This window comes from Paenibacillus sediminis, assembly GCF_017873765.1.
In the GTDB taxonomy this organism is placed as follows: domain Bacteria; phylum Bacillota; class Bacilli; order Paenibacillales; family Paenibacillaceae; genus Paenibacillus_AG; species Paenibacillus_AG sediminis.
In genome coordinates, this window is record NZ_JAGGKP010000001.1 from 788,592 (window position 1) to 807,061 (window position 18,470).

Below are 18,470 nucleotides of genomic sequence, written 5' to 3' on the forward strand. Positions count from 1 at the left end.
AAACATCCCTTATGCGAAACTCCACGTATGCAACCAATGCGAATGTTCAGGATCGGGCAATTTTAGTCAGCCTAGTGACACCTGATGTTAAGAGATCAGGCATTAATCCGGAATATTCGCTGCAAGAATTGGTGAAACTGGCCGAAACGGCTGGGGTAGAAGTGTTAGATATTATAACTCAGAACCGTGAAACGATAGATTCGAAATGGTTTGTTGGTAAAGGTAAGGCTGAAGAAATAAAATCACTTATTGATTCTCTTGAGGCGAATACGGCTATCTTTGATCAAGAGCTGTCAGGTGCGCAGGTTCGTAACCTGGAAGAAGCATTAGATGTGAAAATCATTGATCGGACACAGCTTATTCTAGATATTTTTGCACAGCGGGCTAAGACGCGGGAAGGGATTATTCAAGTTGAGCTTGCTCAGCTTACATATTTGTTGCCGCGACTTTCTGGCCATGGCAAAAATTTGTCGCGTCTTGGCGGCGGTATCGGTACACGCGGTCCAGGGGAGAGCAAACTCGAGACAGATCGCCGTCACATTCGAGGCCGCATTAGTGATTTGAAACGGCAGCTTGAAGAAGTGACGCGGCACCGTAAGCTGCATCGTGAACGCAGGAAGAAGAGCGGGACTTTTCAGGTTGCGCTTGTCGGGTATACGAACGCGGGCAAATCAACACTGCTTAAGCAGCTGACTGATGCAGATGTATACATTGAGAATCAATTGTTTGCTACATTAGATCCTACGTCGCGTACGCTTGAGCTTCCGAGCGGGAAAGAAGTCGTTATTACAGATACCGTAGGCTTTATTCAAAACTTGCCGCATGACTTAGTTGCTGCATTTCGTGCAACGCTTGAAGAAGCGAATGAAGCAGATCTTATCTTGCATGTCGTTGATGCGTCATCAGAGATGCGTGACGATCAAATGGCAGTGGTACAATCGATATTGAACGAGCTAGGGGCAGGAAATACGCAGCAAATTACGCTTTTTAATAAGAAGGACGCTTGTACTCCTGAACAGCTTCAACTCCTGCCTTCAGGAGAGCGGTATTTGAAAATTAGTGCATTTGATGAACGTGATCTCGAAATGGTTAAAGAAGCAATTCAAAATGAAATTATGGGCGACACGAAGCAATTTCGTATACCTGCAGATCGCGGGGACATTACGTCTATGATTTATAGAGTAGGTGAAGTGCTCGATCAGCACTTTGACGAGTCCGATATTATATATGAGGTTCGGGTACAGAAGGCCGATTATGATAAATTTGGCTATATGCTTGAACCGTATCTTGTTCCTTAAGGAATTCCTTAAGCGAATTTAGACCGTAATGGCAACAGGGGAGTGGAGAAATAGTGGCACAATTTGCAGTAGAAATTGAACTATGGAAACAACAAGTTGAAACCGAAATTGAGGGTAAACTGAAAGAAGTAGACCGAATCGTCGATCAGAACCAGTGGAAAGTCATTGAGGCTTTTCAGAATTTTCACGTGAGTGATTTTCACTTTGCGGGATCGACGGGATATGCATATAACGACCGCGGACGTGAGGTGCTAGACGAAGTGTATGCAGAAGTGTTCGGAGCTGAAGCTGCGCTCGTAAGACCGCATTTTGCCTCAGGTACGCACACCATTGCAACAGCATTATTCGGGGTGCTGCGCCCAGGGGATGAGCTTTTTTACATTACTGGACGTCCTTACGATACACTTCATAAAGTGATTGGACACCCTGGTGACGGAACAGGCTCTCTGCAAGACTATGGCATTACATATCAAGAAGCAGCGCTGCTTGATGATGGTACGGTCGATTGGAAGGCTGTAGAAGAACGTATTCATAGTAAGACCAAGGTAATCGGTATTCAGCGTTCGCGCGGATACGACTGGCGATCCTCTTTTACCGTAGAACAGATCGGTGAGATGGTTAGACGTGTTAAATCAATCAAGCCGGACGTTATTGTGTTCGTCGATAATTGCTACGGAGAATTTACGGAAGAGATCGAACCGACGGAGGTCGGCGTTGACCTTATGGCTGGTTCGCTTATTAAAAATCCAGGCGGCGGACTGGCGGAGACAGGCGGATATATTTGCGGTAAGAGAGAGTATGTTGAACTGGCATCTTACCGGCTGACTGCTCCAGGAATCGGCGGAGAAGTAGGTGCGATGCTTGGTACAACACGAGGGATATTCCAAGGGCTGTTTCTAGCGCCAACACTAGTGGGACAGGCTGTGAAAGGAAGTATTTTTGCTGCTGCGATGTTTGAGAAGGTTGGTTTCAATACGAAACCTCGCTGGAATGAGAAGAGAACAGACTTAATTCAAGCGATCAAATTTTCTAGCAGCGAACATTTGATTGCATTCGTTCAAGGTATTCAACTGGCGGCTGCGGTAGACAGCCATGTGGTTCCTGAACCTTGGGATATGCCGGGTTATGAACACCCTGTCATTATGGCAGCTGGAACGTTCATTCAGGGCGGCAGTCTTGAATTATCAGCGGATGCGCCGATCAGAGAACCTTACATCGGGTACATGCAAGGTGGACTAACATATTCTCATGTTAAATTTGGTGTACTCAAAGCGTTACAAACGATGAAAGATAGAGGTTTGTTGTGAGTATACCTAACATGTTGTTGACATAACGTATTCGTTAAATGTACAATAGAAGTGAATGATTAGAAAATTGGAAGGTTGATGGATGATGGGTGACGATATTCGTAGAAATATGGCCTTGTTTCCGATCGGTATTGTAATGAAATTGACCGATCTGTCTGCGCGGCAAATTCGCTACTATGAACAGCATCAATTAATTGTGCCTGCCCGTACATCAGGGAATCAACGCCTTTTTTCCTTTAATGATGTTGAGCGTCTGCTCGAAATAAAAGCATTAATTGAGAAGGGCGTTAACATTGCCGGTATTAAACAGGTGATGAACCCTGTGTCTAAGGAATCGGAGGAAGCGACTGTCATTACACCAGATACGGAAGTGAAGCGCAAGGAATTGTCGGATTCTCAGCTCCATCGATTGTTGAAGCAGCAACTCGTTTCAGGAGAAAGACCGGGGCAAGTATCGCTAATTCAAGGGGAATTGTCTCGTTTTTTTAATAAAAAATAAATGGTGCGAAGGGGAGAGTGTACAGTGAGTTATACTAAAGAGGACATTCTGCGAATTGCTAAAGAAGAGAATGTACGATTTATCCGTTTACAGTTTACGGATTTGCTCGGTACGATTAAAAACGTCGAAATTCCGGTTAGTCAATTGGAAAAGGCACTCGATAACAAGATGATGTTTGACGGCTCTTCCATTGAAGGTTATGTACGCATCGAAGAATCTGACATGTATCTTTACCCTGATTTAGATACATGGGTTATCTTCCCTTGGGTTACTGAAGATCGCGTAGCACGCTTAATTTGTGATGTATATATGCCAGACGGCACACCTTTTGCAGGTGACCCTCGCGGCATTTTGAAACGCTGCTTGAAGGAAGCTGAGGAAATGGGTTTTACGTCAATGAATGTAGGCCCTGAACCTGAATTTTTCCTTTTCAAAACAGACGATAAAGGCAATCCCACGATGGAACTGAACGACCAAGGCGGTTACTTTGACCTTGCGCCAACCGATTTGGGTGAGAACTGTCGCCGTGAAATCGTATTGACTTTGGAAGAGATGGGCTTTGAAATTGAAGCTTCTCACCACGAAGTAGCTCCAGGTCAGCACGAAATTGATTTTAAATATGCAGACGCGCTGAAAGCGGCTGATTCGATTCAAACATTTAAACTCGTTGTAAAGACAGTTGCTCGTCAACATGGTCTGCATGCGACATTCATGCCGAAGCCGCTCTTTGGTGTTAACGGTTCGGGGATGCACGCGCATCAGTCGCTATTTAAAGGGAATACGAATGCTTTTTATGATGAGATGGACGAACTTGGACTGAGCTCAGTAGCTCGTCAATATATGGCGGGCATTCTGAAACATGCTCGTTCATTTGCGGCGATTACGAATCCAACTGTGAACTCTTACAAACGTTTGGTTCCAGGCTATGAAGCCCCTTGTTACGTGGCATGGTCTGCAAGTAACCGAAGCCCAATGATTCGTATCCCTGCATCGCGCGGACTCAGCACTCGGATCGAAGTGCGTAATCCAGACCCTGCGGCGAATCCTTACTTGGCATTAGCTGTTATGCTGAAAGCAGGACTAGATGGAATTAAGAATGAACTTCCGTTGCCTGCTCCAATTGATCGCAATATTTATGTGATGACGGAAGAAGAGCGTATCGAAGAAGGTATTCCAAGTCTGCCTGCTGATTTGAAAGAAGCTCTAACTGAACTTATCAATGATGATGTTATTATTGAAGCGCTCGGCGAACATGCAATCACTCATTTCTATGAATTGAAAGAAATTGAGTGGGATATGTACCGCACGCAAGTGCATCAATGGGAACGCGATCAATATATTACGTTGTATTAATCCGCTTGTGCGAGATACAAAAAAGGAAGTCTAATAATAGACTTCCTTTTTTGTGTTTGGTTGATATTAATGAATATCGCGGAACAAGCCAATCACTTTACCAAGAATTGTAACATGCTTAAGTCTTAATGGTTCGTAAGTTGGGTTCTCAGGCTGTAAGCGTACGTGATCCTTCTCTTTATAAAAGGTCTTAACGGTTGCTTCATCCTCTTCTGTCATCGCAACGACGATATCTCCATTATCGGCTGTTTGCTGCTGGCGTACGATAACGTAGTCTCCGTTATGAATGCCGGCTTCAATCATACTGTCGCCTACAACAGAAAGCATGAACACTTTCTGGTCTCCAACAAAGTGCTGAGGGAGAGGGAAATAATCCTCAATATTCTCAGTTGCTGTAATGGGAACACCCGCAGTGACTTTACCGACGACAGGAATCCGGGCAACTGTATGCGTGAATTGGTTGCTGTCCTCAGATTCATCTTGACCGAGAAGTTCGATGGCACGCGGCTTCGTTGGGTCACGCCGAATAAGACCTTTCTTCTCTAGACGATCTAAATGACCGTGCACTGTAGAGCTGGAAGCTAGTCCAACAGCTTCGCCGATTTCGCGAACAGAAGGGGGATATCCTTTCATTCGCACTTCGTTTCTTATAAATTCTAATATCGCTTGTTGCCGACTCGAAATTTTCGACATACCGTATCTACCTCGCCTAGTAACGTTTGGTAAAATTATAACATAGAACTTCCGTTCGTACAAACATAAGTTCTAAAAATTCTTCGAATAAGAACAATTGTTCGAAAAAACTATTGCACAAAACATATGTTCGTGTTATATTATTGCCATGTGATAGAACAAATGTTTGGGTAGGTGTTTATGTTGAGATATAGTTCATATCAAAGTATTTATGAGTCCAATACAACGAGTACTAATATAAGGAGTACCAATTTTAGGAGTAATAGTGATAAAAGGTTCGGCAATTTGAATAATCAGGCAGTAGTTCATTCATATAAGAGTATCGTACATAATAGATTTTTAAGCAGTACTGTTGCGAAAATTTTTATACTCACGATGATCCTGATCGTCACTTGCACGGGGATGGTTAGTGCATTTGCTGCATCCGATCGTACTGACAGCATGCCGCTAGACACGATCGTTGTCCATTCGGGTGACACACTTTGGGGCATTGCAGAGAAATACAAACCAGCTGGGTCGGATACTCGAATATATATAGAAGGAATTAAAAATAAAAATGATCTTAATGGGAGTCAAATCGAAGTTGGAGACGTTTTGGTTTTACCTCGTTTTAAATGATTAGAAATGGAAGAGAGCTTGTTAAGCTGCGAATGGAATTCGCTTGCCTTGACAAGCTCTTTTTATCATGGCAAAGTAAATATGTTATAACGAATGGAGGGGAAACCATGGATATAGATTTGTTAGTTGCGCGCATTAACGAGCTTGCTCGTAAACATAAATCAGAAGGGCTGAATAAAGAAGAGCTTAAAGAGCGTGCTGAACTTCGTGAAATTTATTTAAGTAACATCCGCCGTAATTTCCGTCAACAGCTTGATTCTATTGAATTTGTTGATGATGATAAAAGCAAACCTAAGAAAGTTAGCTTCAAACATTAGTGGAAGAACATTAGGGATGATACCTTGAAGGTTCGTGAGCGAGAGGTATCATTCCTATATTTTTAAACAAATTTGAACAGAGAGTGCTCTTAGGGAGGATTATTTATGTCAAGATCTTGGGAACGAAAGGTAAGGCGCAATAGTCAGCAATTAAGCAAACAGCGCAAAAAACATGGATTACCTGCCACAGGAGCAGGAGTCTCAGCGGGCGATGTGTATTATGGACGCAACTTTATTTTCCCGATTACGCTTATTGCGCTAGGGTTAATTTATTTACTGTTAGGCATTTATTCCAAACCTAAAGAATCAATGTGGGTGTACTGGTTAACGACGGGGATGTATGTCCTGCTCGGCGTTATGATCTTTGTTCGCCGTCCTTATTTGCGTGTCGACAAAAATACACTGGTGACAACGAAGTTTAATCGTCAGCGTTTCTTAGAAGCACAAGATATTGTGAAAATTAGCGTGCAATCGGGTTCGGTTGTGATTGAACATAAAAATAGAGGCGGAAACTGGGTGTTTACTCGCCTTATTAATCGCTATGATATTCAAGCTATGGGAGAACGTCTTGAACGATTCGCAGCTGCGCATAAAATTCCTTTTGTAAATGAAGCAAAACAATCATCATAAGAAGAATTGGGGAGAGAATCGATTATGACTATTAAAGCGGTTTGTTTTGATTTAGATGATACGCTTCTATGGGATGAACGAAGTGTCCAGGAAGCTTTTGAAACAGTTTGTCAGGTAGCGGCGCGTATTAAAGGAATCGATGCTGTTAAGCTTGAAGAAGCTGTACGTCAACAGGCAAGAGAGCTTTATGAGTCATATGAGACATTTCCATTTACCAAGTTGATTGGCATTAACCCTTTTGAAGGATTGTGGGCGAACTTTACGGCTGGTGAACAACCGGAATTCCGTCAACTGCAGCAGCTTGCTCCTGTATATCGTAAGGAGTCTTGGAGACGAGGACTTCTTCAACTGGGAGTAGATGATGTGGCTTTGGCAGAACAGCTCGCAGAACAATTTGCAGCAGAGCGAAGATCTCGTCCGCACGTATATGAAGAGACATTCCGCATTTTGGAAGAGCTGAAGGGCAGCGTGAAGCTTCTCCTTCTAACGAATGGTTGTCCTGCACTGCAGCAAGAGAAATTGGATGGCGTACCACAATTATCAGCTTTTTTTGATCACATTGTTATTTCCGGGAAATTTGGGGTTGGCAAACCAGATCCCTCAATTTTTCATCATGCATTAGAGCTTTTGCACATTAAACCTGAAGAAGGCCTAATGGTAGGCGATAAATTAACAACGGACATTAAAGGCGCGAATAGCGTAAACATGAAGTCCGTATGGATAAACCGAAACGGAAAGAAACGCAATGATGAAATTATTCCAGCTTATGAGATTACTCACTTATCCGAACTGCATCACATTATTGAAAGTTTGAATTAAGAATAATCATTTGTTGATGGACTGATATTTGGTGCCTGCGACAGAGGAGTGTCGATGTGTGAAAAGAAAATGGCGGCTTCATTTAATGCTCATATTTATAGTCATACTAATAGCTGGCTGCAGCAATTCTGCAGGTGCTGATGATCTAAGCCTTGAACCTATTCAAGCAGTAGTGACCATTAGTCCTCAGCAATTAAAGACTGGGCAACTGGTTACCTTTCAAGCGAAAGTGACTCAAGGCTCAAAGGTTGTAGACGATGCGGACAAAGTTGAATTTGAAATTTGGGAAGTCCAGAACGTCAACAACCGTGTAAAAGTTCCCGCAAAACATACGAAGGACGGCATTTATACGCTGGACAAATCATTCTCCAAAGCAGGTACATATCGAGTTTACGCACATGTGTATGCGCATGATCAGCATACAATGCCGCTCACTGAATTTACGATTAACCCATAACATAACAAAGCCCCGCCTTCAGTGAAGACGGGGCTTAATATTTAAGTAATCAATTAAATTATGCCTTTTGGAAAGTTGGATCTTCATATGGATGAGCTACCCAGCCGTCTGTTTCAACGAACAACCTAACCGCAACCACTTTGCGGTTTTCCATAAGAGTGAAGAAATGAGGTGTGTTCTCTGGCACAGAGATCAGGTCCCCTGGTTCCAATTCAACATCGAAATAACCAACATCGCCGGCGCCTTTAATAATAAAGATACCGTTTCCTGAAATAATTGCACGGATTTCATCTTCAGAATGAGTATGGATCGATTCGAATTTTTTAAGAAGCTCTTCAATATTTGGTGTTGCTTCTGTTAATGTAATAACGTCCCAAGTACGGTAACCGCGGCGAGCAACCAAATCTTTAATTTCTGTATCAAAAGTGTTAAGGATTGCATTTTTTTGATCGTCTGTTAAATCAAATTTGTTTTGCAACTCAGGGGATAATTTAGAAATATCCCAATGTTCATATATAACTTCTTGAGAGTTTAGAAATTGACGGACATTCTCGTCACCTGTGATGCGTTCATTCGTATTGCGAATTCGAATTTGTGCCATCGTATATTCCCTCTTTTCCACTTGGATTAATTTGATTAGGTTATTTTTATTGCTATTATATAGTAAAAATATTCGGATGTCGATGAATATTTTCAGCCGTTAATTACGATCATTCCATACATTAATGTTTCGCTTATATTCGGTTATGCGTTCTTTTTATCTTTTCTAATGTTGACGATTCTGATAAACTAATTGTTAACGTTTTGCGGGGGGAATAGAGATGAATAAACCTAGCTTGCAGCAATTGATGAAAGAGCGCATTTTAATTCTTGACGGTGCTATGGGTACGATGATTCAGCAGCGAAATTTGACGCCGGCAGATTTCGGCGGTGAAGAATTAGAAGGCTGTAATGAAATGTTAGTGCTCACTCGCCCTGATGTCATCCAGAGTATACATGAAATGTACTTAGAAGCGGGCGCTGATTTAATTGAGACGAATACGTTCGGAGCAACTTCGGTTGTTTTGGCGGAATATCATATAGAAGATAAAGCGCGTCAAATTAATTTAGAGGCCGTGAAGTTAGCTCGGGCTGCAGCGGACAAATATAGTACGCCTAATCGTCCGCGGTATGTGGTTGGTGCTATGGGGCCGACAACGAAAACGCTCTCGGTGACGGGAGGGGTTACGTTTGATCAGCTCGTGGAAAGCTATGAAGAACAAGCGCTTGCGCTGATCGAAGGCGGAGCAGATGCATTGCTGCTCGAGACATCTCAAGACACCCTGAATGTAAAAGCAGGCTCGATTGGGATTCGGCAAGCATTCGACAAGACCGGAACGACATTGCCAATTATGATCTCAGGTACGATTGAGCCAATGGGAACGACATTAGCCGGACAAAATATTGAAGCGTTCTATATTTCTCTTGAGCATTTGAATCCGATTTCCATCGGGCTTAACTGCGCGACGGGACCGGAATTTATGCGCGACCATATACGTTCTTTGTCGGAAATCTCTAAAGCGGCTGTAAGCTGCTACCCGAATGCTGGACTTCCTGATGAGAACGGTAACTATCATGAGTCTCCTGATTCTCTTGCACAGAAAATGTCTGCGTTTGCTGAGCAAGGCTGGCTTAACATTGCGGGGGGCTGCTGTGGGACTACACCAGCACATATACGCGCTCTGGCCGATAAATTGAAGGATTATACACCAAGAGCCATTGCGGGAAGTCATCCGCCTGCATTATCGGGTATAGACCCTGTATATGTGGAAGCAGAGAACCGGCCTTATTTTGTTGGCGAGAGAACAAATGTCCTTGGATCGCGCAAATTTAAAAGACTCATAGTCGAAGGTAAATACGAAGAAGCTTCTGAAATTGCTCGCGCGCAAGTAAAAAACGGTGCGCAAGTGATTGATGTCTGTGTCCAAGATCCAGATCGTGATGAAGCTGAAGATATTAAGAAGTTCCTTGAACTGGTCGTTAAGAAGGTAAAAGTGCCGCTGATGATCGATACGACCGATCCCAATGTCCTTGATCTAGCCTTGAAATACAGCCAAGGTAAAGCGATAATTAACTCCATTAACTTAGAAGACGGCGAAGAGAAATTTGAAAAAGTAACGCCGCTGATCCATAAGTACGGCGCAGCTGTCGTTGTGGGTACGATTGATGAAAAAGGACAGGCCATCTCTAGAGAAGGTAAGCTGGAAGTCGCTAAGCGCTCATATGATCTTCTTGTACATAAATATGGCCTCAATGCAGAAAATATTATTTTTGACCCATTGGTGTTTCCAGTAGGAACGGGTGACGAGCAATATATCGGGTCTGCAAAAGAGACGATCGAGGGGATTCGGTTAATTAAAGAAGCGATGCCAGAATGTCATACGGTACTTGGTATTAGCAACGTGTCCTTCGGTCTGCCTGAAGCGGGGCGTGAGGTGCTTAACTCGGTATTTTTGTATGAATGTACGAAAGCAGGACTTGATTACGCCATCGTCAATACAGAGAAATTGGAGCGCTACGCGTCTATTCCAGAGGAAGAACGGAAACTTGCGGAGCAATTAATTTATAATACGAATGATCAGACGTTGGCTGATTTCGTAGCGGCCTTCCGGAATAAGAAGATTGAGAAGAAGGAGAAAATTTCGAATTTAACCCTTGAAGAACGTCTCGCTTCTTATGTGGTTGAAGGTACTAAGGAAGGATTGATTCCTGATTTAGACGAAGCGCTTGGTAAATATTCACCGCTTCAAATTATTAACGGACCTCTCATGGCGGGCATGGAGGAAGTTGGACGTTTGTTCAACAACAACGAACTCATCGTTGCAGAAGTATTGCAAAGTGCAGAAGTGATGAAAGCCTCGGTTGCGTATTTGGAACCTTTCATGGAGAAGAACGAATCTTCTGTCAAAGGGAAAATTATGCTCGCGACTGTGAAAGGCGACGTCCACGACATAGGTAAAAACTTGGTGGAGATCATTCTCTCCAATAACGGATATGAAATTGTGAATTTGGGTATAAAAGTACCACCAGAGCGTATTATTGAGGCATATAGACAGGAGAAGCCAGATGCAATTGGTCTATCAGGTTTGCTTGTAAAATCAGCTCAGCAAATGGTTATCACTGCACAAGACTTAAAAAATGCGAATATAGATGTACCGATTTTGGTAGGGGGAGCTGCGCTCACACGGAAATTTACAAAAACGCGGATTCGCCCTGAATACGATGGACTCGTGCTATACGCGAAAGATGCAATGGATGGACTGGATCTCGCCAATAAAATCATGGACCCGGCTTCTCGTCAAAAATTAGCTGAAGACGCACAGGCAGAGAAGGAAGCGGATGAGCAGCAAACTGCAGGATCCAAACCACTTCCAGAGCTTACAAGAGTGATTCGCTCGAACATTTCGTCAGATCATCCAGTTTATATTCCGCCTGACTGTGAGCGGCACGTGCTGCGGAATTATCCAATCTCTCATATTATCCCGTATGTGAATATGCAAATGTTGTTAGGACATCATTTGGGGCTGAGAGGTAAAGTAGAGCAAATGCTGGCTGAGGGTGATGAGCGAGCGGTTCAACTGAAAGAGACCGTGGATCAAATTCTACAAGAAGCGGTTAGGGATGGAATTATTCAGGCGCATGCCATGTATCGTTTCTTCCCAGCTCAATCTTCTGGGAATGATATTCTCATTTATGATCCAGAGGATCATACGAAGGTGATTAAGACGTTCACTTTCCCGAGACAACAGACAGAACCTTATCTGTGTCTCTCTGATTTCTTAAAATCAGTAGACAGCGGTGTGATGGACTATGTCGGCTTCCTGGTAGTCACGGCGGGTCATGGAGTGAGCAAGCTGTCTTACGAGTGGAAAAATAAAGGGGATTACTTACGTTCGCACACGCTGCAAGCTGTCGCTCTCGAAGTAGCGGAAGGGTTAGCAGAACGGGTACATCATATGATGCGCGATACGTGGGGATTCCCAGACCCAGCGGATATGACGATGAAACAGCGGCATGGAGCGCGTTATCAAGGGATTCGGGTGTCATTTGGTTACCCGGCATGTCCAAATCTCGAAGATCAAGAGCCGCTCTTTGAACTCATGAAGCCAGAAGATATTGGCGTGAACCTGACAGAAGGGTTTATGATGGAACCAGAAGCTTCCGTGTCTGCTATGGTGTTCAGTCATCCTGAAGCGCAATATTTTAACGTAGAGAAAGTATAAAGGAAAAACCCTCCGAGGATTCGGAGGTTTTTCTGCTTGAACCATAGAAAGAAGGTGAAATCGGACATGGAACTGTATTTCTTAGGAACGAATGCTGGGGTACCATCCACCGAACGCAATGTAACGTCGATCGCGCTCCGGTTGTTAGAGGAACGGAGATCGTTCTGGTTGTTCGATTGCGGGGAAGGGACACAGCATCAAATCCTTCGTTCACCGCTAAAGCTTAGCAAATTAGAGAAGGTATTTATAACGCATTTACATGGAGATCACCTTTTCGGTTTGCCTGGACTGCTCTCAAGCAGAGCTTATCAGGGCGGTACTTCGCCTTTAACAGTTTATGGCCCCCCTGGGCTTAAGACGTATTTGGATATTACGCTAGAGCTTAGCCAATCGCGTGTGAACTACGAATTGATAGTAGAGGAGCATACTGGCGGTGTCATTTTTGAGGACGATACATTTAAGGTTGAAATGGCGTTATTAGACCATCGAATTGACAGTTATGGATATCGTGTTACGGAGAAAGATCGGGCAGGGAAGCTTAATGGTGAACTGCTAGAACAATTTGGCATTAAGCCAGGACCGCTGTACGGTAAATTGAAGAATGGGGAAAGTGTTGAAACGCCAGAGGGCAGAATTATTCATCCATCAGAAGTGATCGGGGAACCGAAGAAAGGAAGAATCGTTACGATATTAGGCGATACAAGACCATGCTCGAACGTCATTCCGCTCGCCGTAAACGCTGATATACTCGTGCACGAAGCAACCTTTCTTCATGAACTGGCCAAGACGGCGCACGAATATCATCATAGTACAGCGCTGCAAGCTGCTGAGGCTGCCAAAGAAGCGGGAGTAGGACAGCTGATTATTACTCATTTCAGCTCACGTTATAAGAATGAGGAGGAACTCCTTAAGCTTCAGGATGAAGCGCGATCGGTATTTCCGAATACTTATACCGCTAAAGAGCATGAGCTTTATCCAGTGCCTGATGGGATACGGAAATAAATTATTTTCCGGGAAAGCGCAGGAATTGACAAGTTACAGCAGAAACTTTTTATGATACGGAATTAAACTTCGATTTCCTTCGACGCAGAGTGTGGTTTGTTGACAAGTAACTTCAAAGTAACTTTTGTATGCACACATCAAGTTGCCCGATGGTTACATGAAGAGCGCTATATTATGTATGAATAGGTCTGTAATTGTTGAAGAAAGGTATCGCTATTGGATTGGTTTTACTAAATAATGCGATTAATAATTAATGCAATAAAATACATCACGACCAAACAGAGTTGTCATCTAAGCATTATAAGGAGAGAAGGGGATCGATTTGCGCTGGTTGTATGTTATTTTATTGACGCTCACAAGTATGCTATGGGGCGGTAATTTCGTATCGGGTAAATTTGTCGTTGGGCATGCTGATTCGATGGTGCTGACTTTTCTAAGATGGGGCATTGCGAGCCTCGTGTTGCTTCCTTTTGTATGGATGAAAGAGAAGAGGATTATTCCACCTAAGTCAGCGTGGCTGGCACTTATTGTGATGGGATTGACTGGCGTTATTTTGTTCAATTTATTTATGTTCTGGGCGCTGGAGAGAACGAGTGCAACGAATACGGGACTGCTTTCAACGCTTAATCCTTTGTCCATTGTTATATTCAGCTTTCTGCTTCTCAAAGAATCGATTCGTCCGCGCCAAGTGGCGGCGATGATCATTTCCCTATTCGGCGTATTGATTGTATTGACCGAGGGACATCTAGAGTACTTACTGCAGCTAAATTTTAATGTTGGGGATTTATATATGCTCGTTGCAGTCGCGACCTGGGGAGTGTATTCGGTAGCTGGCAAAAAAGCGCTTAAGTACGTATCTCCTTACATGTCGACGTTATGGTCAGGTATACTGGGGACGATCATTTTATTTCCGTTCTGCATTCTACATTTTGAAATTAGTAACCCGATACCTAGTTTTTGGGGTGCTGAAGCCTATATTAGCGTTGGGGGTACGGTACTCGCAATGCTGTTCTGGAATATCGGGGTGCAAAAGCTCGGCGGAACAGCTTCAGGCATGTTTCTCAATTTAAATCCTGTATTTACGGCATTATTTGCATTTATTCTTCTGGGTGAGCAACTGTTGTTGTCCCAAGTTGTGGGTGCCTCTGTGGTCATTCTTGGTGTCATTTACTTTAACTATGCAGGCAAACAACAGTTAGCTAAGCGTGGAAAGGGTGAAACTACATGGGAGCATGGAAAGGGTATTTAATTGATTTAGACGGAACGTTATATCATGGTAATCGTATGATCGAAGGAGCGGACAGGCTTATTCGCTGTCTGGATGATCAAGGAATTCCTTATCTTTTCGTTACAAATAACTCTAGCCGAACACCTGAAGAAGTCATGGTTCATTTACGAAAGATGGGTATACCTGCCCAAATAGAGCATGTATGCACGTCTTCGCTTGCAGCGGCACAATATATCGCATCACAAGCGCCAAGCGGCAAAGTGGCTGTCATTGGTGAAGAAGGACTGCGGCATGCCCTTCAGGGGGCAGGGTTAACATTGGTAGAGAATGACCCACAATATGTAGTTCAAGGCATTGATCGTACATTTACATATGAGAAGCTGACGCAGGCTTTGAGGTGGATTCGTAACGGGGCGCAGTATATTTTAACAAATCCAGATTTACTTCTGCCTACTGATGGCGGATTAATGCCTGGAGCGGGAACGATCGCTGCATCGATTGAAGCAGGCTCCGGGATAAAACCGGTTATCATTGGCAAACCTTCCTCCATACTAATGGAATATGCACTTCATCGAATCGGACTGTCCGCGAATGAAGTGGCTGTCATTGGTGACAACATACGAACAGATATTGCTGCTGGCGCAGCGGCCGGTTGCGGCACCATATTAGTGCTTACAGGAATTACGACTGCTGACAATATGCACGATCATATGCAGATCACTCAGGTAAAGCCGGATGTTATTTGGGACAATTTAAACCAATTCATTGATGCACTTTAATCACCTTTTACATTTTACAATCGGAACTATGGACTGAAAGGAAAGATGAACATGCCGGAATTGCCGGAAATGGAAACATACCGCAAACTAGTTTCTCAAGAAGTGCTCGATTTGCCTATTCAGAATGTTATAGTTAATCGAGAGAAGTCAATTAATATAGAGTCGGAACAATTCATTAAGGAACTTGTTGGAAGAAAAATTATTTTTGTGGAACGCAGGGGAAAGTACCTTGTTTTTCACTTGGATAATGGGGGACGTCTTCTGCTTCATTTAAGACTTGGCGGCTTGATGTATGTAGGAATGGAAGAAGATCGCCCTGATCGAAATACACAAATCAATATTGAGTTTGCTGGTAAAACGCTTTATTTTATCGGCTTAAGACTTGGCTTCCTTCATCTGTTAAGTGCCAAACAGGTCGATGAGGAACTGGCAGATTTAGGACCCGATCCATTCGATCGTCGTCTCACTGAAGACCGTTTTGTGAGCTTATTGCAAGGTCGGCGCGGTTCATTAAAGACCACCCTGATCAATCAGCATATCATTTCAGGGATAGGAAATTGTTATTCGGATGAGATTGCTTTTGCAGCAGAACTTCGGCCGGATGTGAAGCTTCAAGATCTCTCAGAAGAGTCTCTTAGACGACTGTATACTGCGATGCGATCTGTACTAACGGAAGCAATAGAGGGAGGCGGTTATATGGAGTTGCCGCTTACGGTTCATGACCAGCTTACTGGCGGTTATAACGATCAATGTAAAGTGTATGACCGTGAAGGGGAACCATGCGTACGCTGCGGTACTGCTGTGGTGAAAACAGAAATTTCTGGCCATAAGGCGTTTTATTGCCCGAATTGTCAGCATGACCACTAATTTTAAAATTGGCAGTCATATCAGTATCCGCGGCGGATATAAAAAAGCAGCGCAAACAGCATGGGAAATCGGAGCAAACGCTTTTCAATATTTTCCGAAAAATCCGCGCAGTTTAAGCGTGAAAACGATAGATTACCGTGATGCCGAAGGTTGCCTTCGATTTTGCCGGGAAAAAGGAATTGTAAGTATTGCGCATACTCCATATCCGTCCAATTTAGCGGTCAGTCGTAAACATAGCGATTTGTTTGGCAGAATCGTCGCCTCGCTCCGTAACGATTTACAAATTGCTGAAGCTTGCGGGTCGCTTGGTATTGTTGTACATTTTGGAAGGTATAAGGAAGCCTACGGGGATCCGCTTGACGGATATAAAAACATTATTGAATGTATCAATGAAGTGCTGGCGAATTGGGAAGGTTCGGCGAAATTACTTATTGAGAATCAAGCAGGCGATCATGGCGGCATGGGAACAACATTGGAAGAGTTGGTACAAATCCGCAAGTTGTCAGCTTCCCCGGAGAAGATCGGATTTTGCTTAGATACGTGTCATGCCTTTGCGGCAGGGATGTGGGCGGAAAATGCATGGGATGCCTTTTTAGATAAAGGAAAAAATCTTGGCTATTTCGATCATCTCATTGCGATTCATTTGAACGACTCAAAATATCCATATCGTTCTCGTAAAGATCGGCATGCGCGTGTTGGGACGGGTTATATTGGGGAGCGTGGATTTAAGGAGATGCTTCGTTATCCAGAGCTGTCCTACATTCCTCTTATATTGGAAAGTGAAGAAGGACAAGACGGCACTCATCGTGAAGATATCTCCCGCGTTCGCAGTTGGGTAATTGAAGCAGAGTCGCATTAGATGACATGACGATGAATGCTTCGTCAGTTATGATTGAAAGTAGGATGAATGATGATACACGTCTTTATGGATGATATGCGCAGGTGCCCCGCTGGGTTTACACTCGCACGAAGCGGAGAAGAATGTCTTGAACTGCTAAGAGAATGCGAAGTAGGTATTCTGTCGCTCGACCATGATATGGGCCCGGGAGAAATGACAGGTACCGATGTTGTGGCGGTAATGATAACGGACAAACTTTATCCACGTGAAATATATTTGCATACATCCAGTTTGATAGGTAAACGGAAAATGTATGAAATGCTTTATGAGCATAAACCAGAATATGTAGTGCTGCATGATGGACCGATGCCGCATTCTGTGTTAACTCAAATTGCCGAAGGTGAAGTAAGATGAAGGAAATGGGAGAGAAGGAACTGTTTGAATTGATCGAAAAGGGGAACGATCCGGCTGCTGTTTTCTTGTATACGCCTTTTTGTGGTACGTGTAAAATGACAGAAAGGATGCTGGAAGTGGTGGAGCAGCTCATTTCAGAGGAGATTATTTACCGTGTCAACGTTAACATGACGCCAAATCTCGTAATGAGATATAAAATCAGCAGTGTTCCTTGTATTATGCTTTTTGATCAAAATCGCGATCATGATCCGAAGCTTCTCTACCAGATGAACTCAGTACAGCACCTATTGGCAGAGATAAGGGGCGTGATTGAATGATTTCTATGGATCATATCACTTTACTTCGAGACAAACGACCTATTCTTGATGATGTCACCCTACAAATTGCTTCTGGCGAACATTGGGCGATCTTGGGTCGCAACGGCTCAGGGAAAACGACACTGCTTGAAATGATGACAGGCTATTTGTTTCCGACACAAGGTAAGATTGAGGTGCTTGGCAATACGTACGGCAGTTGTGATGTTCGAGAAGTACGTAAACAGATCGGATATATCAGTCAGTCTTTGCTTGAGAAATTAACACTTTCAGATCCGGTCTGGGAGGTTGTAGCGACGGGTGCTTTTGCATTTTTACGATTCTATCAGACGATTCCTGATGAAGTAAAATTACAAGCGATGAACCTTCTCGCAGAGATGAATCTTGGACATGCTTCGAATAATCCGTTAGGGACACTTTCCCAAGGGGAGCGAAAAAAAGTAATGCTCGCTCGTTCGCTGATGGCTAATCCGCGTATCCTTATTATGGACGAACCATGTGCAGGATTAGATCTGTTTGAACGTGAGAAAATGTTGGTTGAAATCGATCGTCTTCGTCAGCGTGACGTAACCGTTGTGTACGTTACCCATCACATCGAAGAAATTGTGCCTCTATTTACTCATGTCGCTCTTATTCGAGATGGCAAACTAGAGGCAGCAGGCCCCAAAAAAGAAGTATTAACAACAGAAACACTATTAAATACGTATGAAATTCCAGTTGATTTAGAATGGTCCGGAGATCGGCCGTGGATTAAAGTACGGAGTGGAGGTTAACC

20 protein-coding genes are annotated in these 18,470 nt (G+C 43.6%); 18 read left to right on the forward strand and 2 right to left on the reverse strand.

Features of this window, described 5'->3' with window-relative positions; all coding sequences use genetic code 11:
- Positions 1 to 11: 11 nt before the first annotated feature.
- The 4 genes from hflX (at position 12) to glnA (ending at position 4,457) form a co-directional block, all read left to right on the forward strand.
- Complete coding sequence (gene hflX / locus J2Z20_RS03790) at positions 12 to 1,298, forward strand: GTPase HflX (RefSeq protein WP_209845538.1); 1,287 nt, start codon at positions 12 to 14, stop codon at positions 1,296 to 1,298.
- A 74-nt stretch (positions 1,299 to 1,372) separates the two neighbouring features.
- Positions 1,373 to 2,605, forward strand: coding sequence for a methionine gamma-lyase family protein (locus J2Z20_RS03795; protein WP_415639988.1), 1,233 nt, complete (start codon positions 1,373 to 1,375; stop codon positions 2,603 to 2,605).
- Between the two features lie 85 nt (positions 2,606 to 2,690).
- The gene (locus J2Z20_RS03800; protein WP_209847255.1) at positions 2,691 to 3,104 is read left to right on the forward strand and encodes a MerR family transcriptional regulator; all 414 of its coding nucleotides are present in this window, start codon (positions 2,691 to 2,693) and stop codon (positions 3,102 to 3,104) included.
- 24 nt (positions 3,105 to 3,128) lie between these two features.
- Positions 3,129 to 4,457, forward strand: a complete 1,329-nt coding sequence (glnA, locus tag J2Z20_RS03805; RefSeq protein ID WP_209845542.1) for a type I glutamate--ammonia ligase — start codon at positions 3,129 to 3,131, stop codon at positions 4,455 to 4,457.
- Positions 4,458 to 4,523: 66 nt separating this feature from the next.
- On the opposite strand, the gene lexA is transcribed toward glnA, so the two are convergent.
- Positions 4,524 to 5,150, reverse strand: coding sequence for a transcriptional repressor LexA (gene lexA / locus J2Z20_RS03810; RefSeq protein WP_209845544.1), 627 nt, complete (start codon positions 5,148 to 5,150; stop codon positions 4,524 to 4,526).
- A 285-nt stretch (positions 5,151 to 5,435) separates the two neighbouring features.
- Between lexA and J2Z20_RS03815 the strand changes: the two genes are divergently transcribed.
- The 5 genes from J2Z20_RS03815 to J2Z20_RS03835 all read left to right on the forward strand — a co-directional run bounded on the left by J2Z20_RS03815 (position 5,436) and on the right by J2Z20_RS03835 (position 7,991).
- Entirely contained in the window at positions 5,436 to 5,768 is a 333-nt protein-coding gene (locus J2Z20_RS03815; RefSeq protein ID WP_209845546.1) for a LysM peptidoglycan-binding domain-containing protein, read from the forward strand.
- A 107-nt stretch (positions 5,769 to 5,875) separates the two neighbouring features.
- Entirely contained in the window at positions 5,876 to 6,085 is a 210-nt protein-coding gene (locus tag J2Z20_RS03820; RefSeq protein WP_209845549.1) for a DUF896 domain-containing protein, read from the forward strand.
- A gap of 105 nt (positions 6,086 to 6,190) precedes the next feature.
- Positions 6,191 to 6,715 carry a methyltransferase gene (locus J2Z20_RS03825; protein WP_209845551.1) on the forward strand — a complete coding sequence of 175 codons (525 nt, stop codon included), beginning with the start codon at positions 6,191 to 6,193 and terminating at the stop codon, positions 6,713 to 6,715.
- 24 nt (positions 6,716 to 6,739) lie between these two features.
- Positions 6,740 to 7,534, forward strand: a complete 795-nt coding sequence (locus tag J2Z20_RS03830; RefSeq protein WP_209845553.1) for an HAD family hydrolase — start codon at positions 6,740 to 6,742, stop codon at positions 7,532 to 7,534.
- Between the two features lie 58 nt (positions 7,535 to 7,592).
- A complete protein-coding gene (locus tag J2Z20_RS03835) occupies positions 7,593 to 7,991 on the forward strand; it encodes a FixH family protein (RefSeq protein ID WP_342454253.1) in 399 nt (132 codons plus the stop codon).
- 58 nt (positions 7,992 to 8,049) lie between these two features.
- Here the strand turns inward: J2Z20_RS03835 and J2Z20_RS03840 are convergent, their stop codons facing one another.
- On the reverse strand, positions 8,050 to 8,592 hold the full coding sequence (locus J2Z20_RS03840; protein ID WP_209845555.1) for a 1,2-dihydroxy-3-keto-5-methylthiopentene dioxygenase: 543 nt from the start codon (positions 8,590 to 8,592) through the stop codon (positions 8,050 to 8,052).
- Between the two features lie 220 nt (positions 8,593 to 8,812).
- On the opposite strand from J2Z20_RS03840, the gene metH reads away from it, so the two are divergent.
- The 9 genes from metH to J2Z20_RS03885 all read left to right on the forward strand — a co-directional run bounded on the left by metH (position 8,813) and on the right by J2Z20_RS03885 (position 18,468).
- On the forward strand, positions 8,813 to 12,253 hold the full coding sequence (gene metH, locus J2Z20_RS03845) for a methionine synthase (RefSeq protein ID WP_209845557.1): 3,441 nt from the start codon (positions 8,813 to 8,815) through the stop codon (positions 12,251 to 12,253).
- Between the two features lie 66 nt (positions 12,254 to 12,319).
- Positions 12,320 to 13,255, forward strand: a complete 936-nt coding sequence (gene rnz / locus J2Z20_RS03850) for a ribonuclease Z (RefSeq protein WP_209847260.1) — start codon at positions 12,320 to 12,322, stop codon at positions 13,253 to 13,255.
- Positions 13,256 to 13,577: 322 nt separating this feature from the next.
- Positions 13,578 to 14,504 carry a DMT family transporter gene (locus tag J2Z20_RS03855; RefSeq protein ID WP_209845559.1) on the forward strand — a complete coding sequence of 309 codons (927 nt, stop codon included), beginning with the start codon at positions 13,578 to 13,580 and terminating at the stop codon, positions 14,502 to 14,504.
- Positions 14,480 to 15,262: a TIGR01457 family HAD-type hydrolase gene (locus J2Z20_RS03860; RefSeq protein ID WP_209845561.1), complete on the forward strand. Its 783-nt coding sequence runs from the start codon at positions 14,480 to 14,482 to the stop codon at positions 15,260 to 15,262. Before J2Z20_RS03855 ends, J2Z20_RS03860 begins: the two co-directional genes overlap by 25 nt.
- Before the next feature lie 51 nt (positions 15,263 to 15,313).
- A complete protein-coding gene (mutM, locus tag J2Z20_RS03865; protein ID WP_209845564.1) occupies positions 15,314 to 16,129 on the forward strand; it encodes a bifunctional DNA-formamidopyrimidine glycosylase/DNA-(apurinic or apyrimidinic site) lyase in 816 nt (271 codons plus the stop codon).
- A complete protein-coding gene (locus tag J2Z20_RS03870) occupies positions 16,119 to 16,988 on the forward strand; it encodes a deoxyribonuclease IV (RefSeq protein ID WP_209845566.1) in 870 nt (289 codons plus the stop codon). The genes mutM and J2Z20_RS03870 overlap by 11 nt, the downstream gene beginning before the upstream one ends.
- A gap of 51 nt (positions 16,989 to 17,039) precedes the next feature.
- Positions 17,040 to 17,381 (forward strand): cyclic-phosphate processing receiver domain-containing protein, encoded by a 342-nt coding sequence (locus tag J2Z20_RS03875; protein WP_209845568.1) that lies wholly within the window; start codon positions 17,040 to 17,042, stop codon positions 17,379 to 17,381.
- The gene (locus tag J2Z20_RS03880; protein WP_209845570.1) at positions 17,378 to 17,698 is read left to right on the forward strand and encodes a thioredoxin domain-containing protein; all 321 of its coding nucleotides are present in this window, start codon (positions 17,378 to 17,380) and stop codon (positions 17,696 to 17,698) included. The genes J2Z20_RS03875 and J2Z20_RS03880 overlap by 4 nt, the downstream gene beginning before the upstream one ends.
- Positions 17,695 to 18,468 (forward strand): ABC transporter ATP-binding protein, encoded by a 774-nt coding sequence (locus tag J2Z20_RS03885; RefSeq protein WP_209845572.1) that lies wholly within the window; start codon positions 17,695 to 17,697, stop codon positions 18,466 to 18,468. Before J2Z20_RS03880 ends, J2Z20_RS03885 begins: the two co-directional genes overlap by 4 nt.
- Positions 18,469 to 18,470 lie beyond the last annotated feature (2 nt).

Coding starts and splice junctions, on each gene's coding strand:
- J2Z20_RS03875 (WP_209845568.1), top strand. CDS start 17,040: ATGATACACGTCTTTATGGATGATATGCGCAGGTGCCCCGCTGGGTTT.
- mutM (WP_209845564.1), top strand. CDS start 15,314: ATGCCGGAATTGCCGGAAATGGAAACATACCGCAAACTAGTTTCTCAA.
- J2Z20_RS03830 (WP_209845553.1), top strand. CDS start 6,740: ATGACTATTAAAGCGGTTTGTTTTGATTTAGATGATACGCTTCTATGG.
- J2Z20_RS03800 (WP_209847255.1), top strand. CDS start 2,691: ATGGGTGACGATATTCGTAGAAATATGGCCTTGTTTCCGATCGGTATT.
- hflX (WP_209845538.1), top strand. CDS start 12: ATGCGAAACTCCACGTATGCAACCAATGCGAATGTTCAGGATCGGGCA.
- lexA (WP_209845544.1), bottom strand. CDS start 5,150: ATGTCGAAAATTTCGAGTCGGCAACAAGCGATATTAGAATTTATAAGA.
- J2Z20_RS03870 (WP_209845566.1), top strand. CDS start 16,119: ATGACCACTAATTTTAAAATTGGCAGTCATATCAGTATCCGCGGCGGA.
- rnz (WP_209847260.1), top strand. CDS start 12,320: ATGGAACTGTATTTCTTAGGAACGAATGCTGGGGTACCATCCACCGAA.
- J2Z20_RS03825 (WP_209845551.1), top strand. CDS start 6,191: ATGTCAAGATCTTGGGAACGAAAGGTAAGGCGCAATAGTCAGCAATTA.
- J2Z20_RS03820 (WP_209845549.1), top strand. CDS start 5,876: ATGGATATAGATTTGTTAGTTGCGCGCATTAACGAGCTTGCTCGTAAA.
- J2Z20_RS03885 (WP_209845572.1), top strand. CDS start 17,695: ATGATTTCTATGGATCATATCACTTTACTTCGAGACAAACGACCTATT.
- metH (WP_209845557.1), top strand. CDS start 8,813: ATGAATAAACCTAGCTTGCAGCAATTGATGAAAGAGCGCATTTTAATT.
- J2Z20_RS03880 (WP_209845570.1), top strand. CDS start 17,378: ATGAAGGAAATGGGAGAGAAGGAACTGTTTGAATTGATCGAAAAGGGG.
- J2Z20_RS03840 (WP_209845555.1), bottom strand. CDS start 8,592: ATGGCACAAATTCGAATTCGCAATACGAATGAACGCATCACAGGTGAC.
- J2Z20_RS03860 (WP_209845561.1), top strand. CDS start 14,480: ATGGGAGCATGGAAAGGGTATTTAATTGATTTAGACGGAACGTTATAT.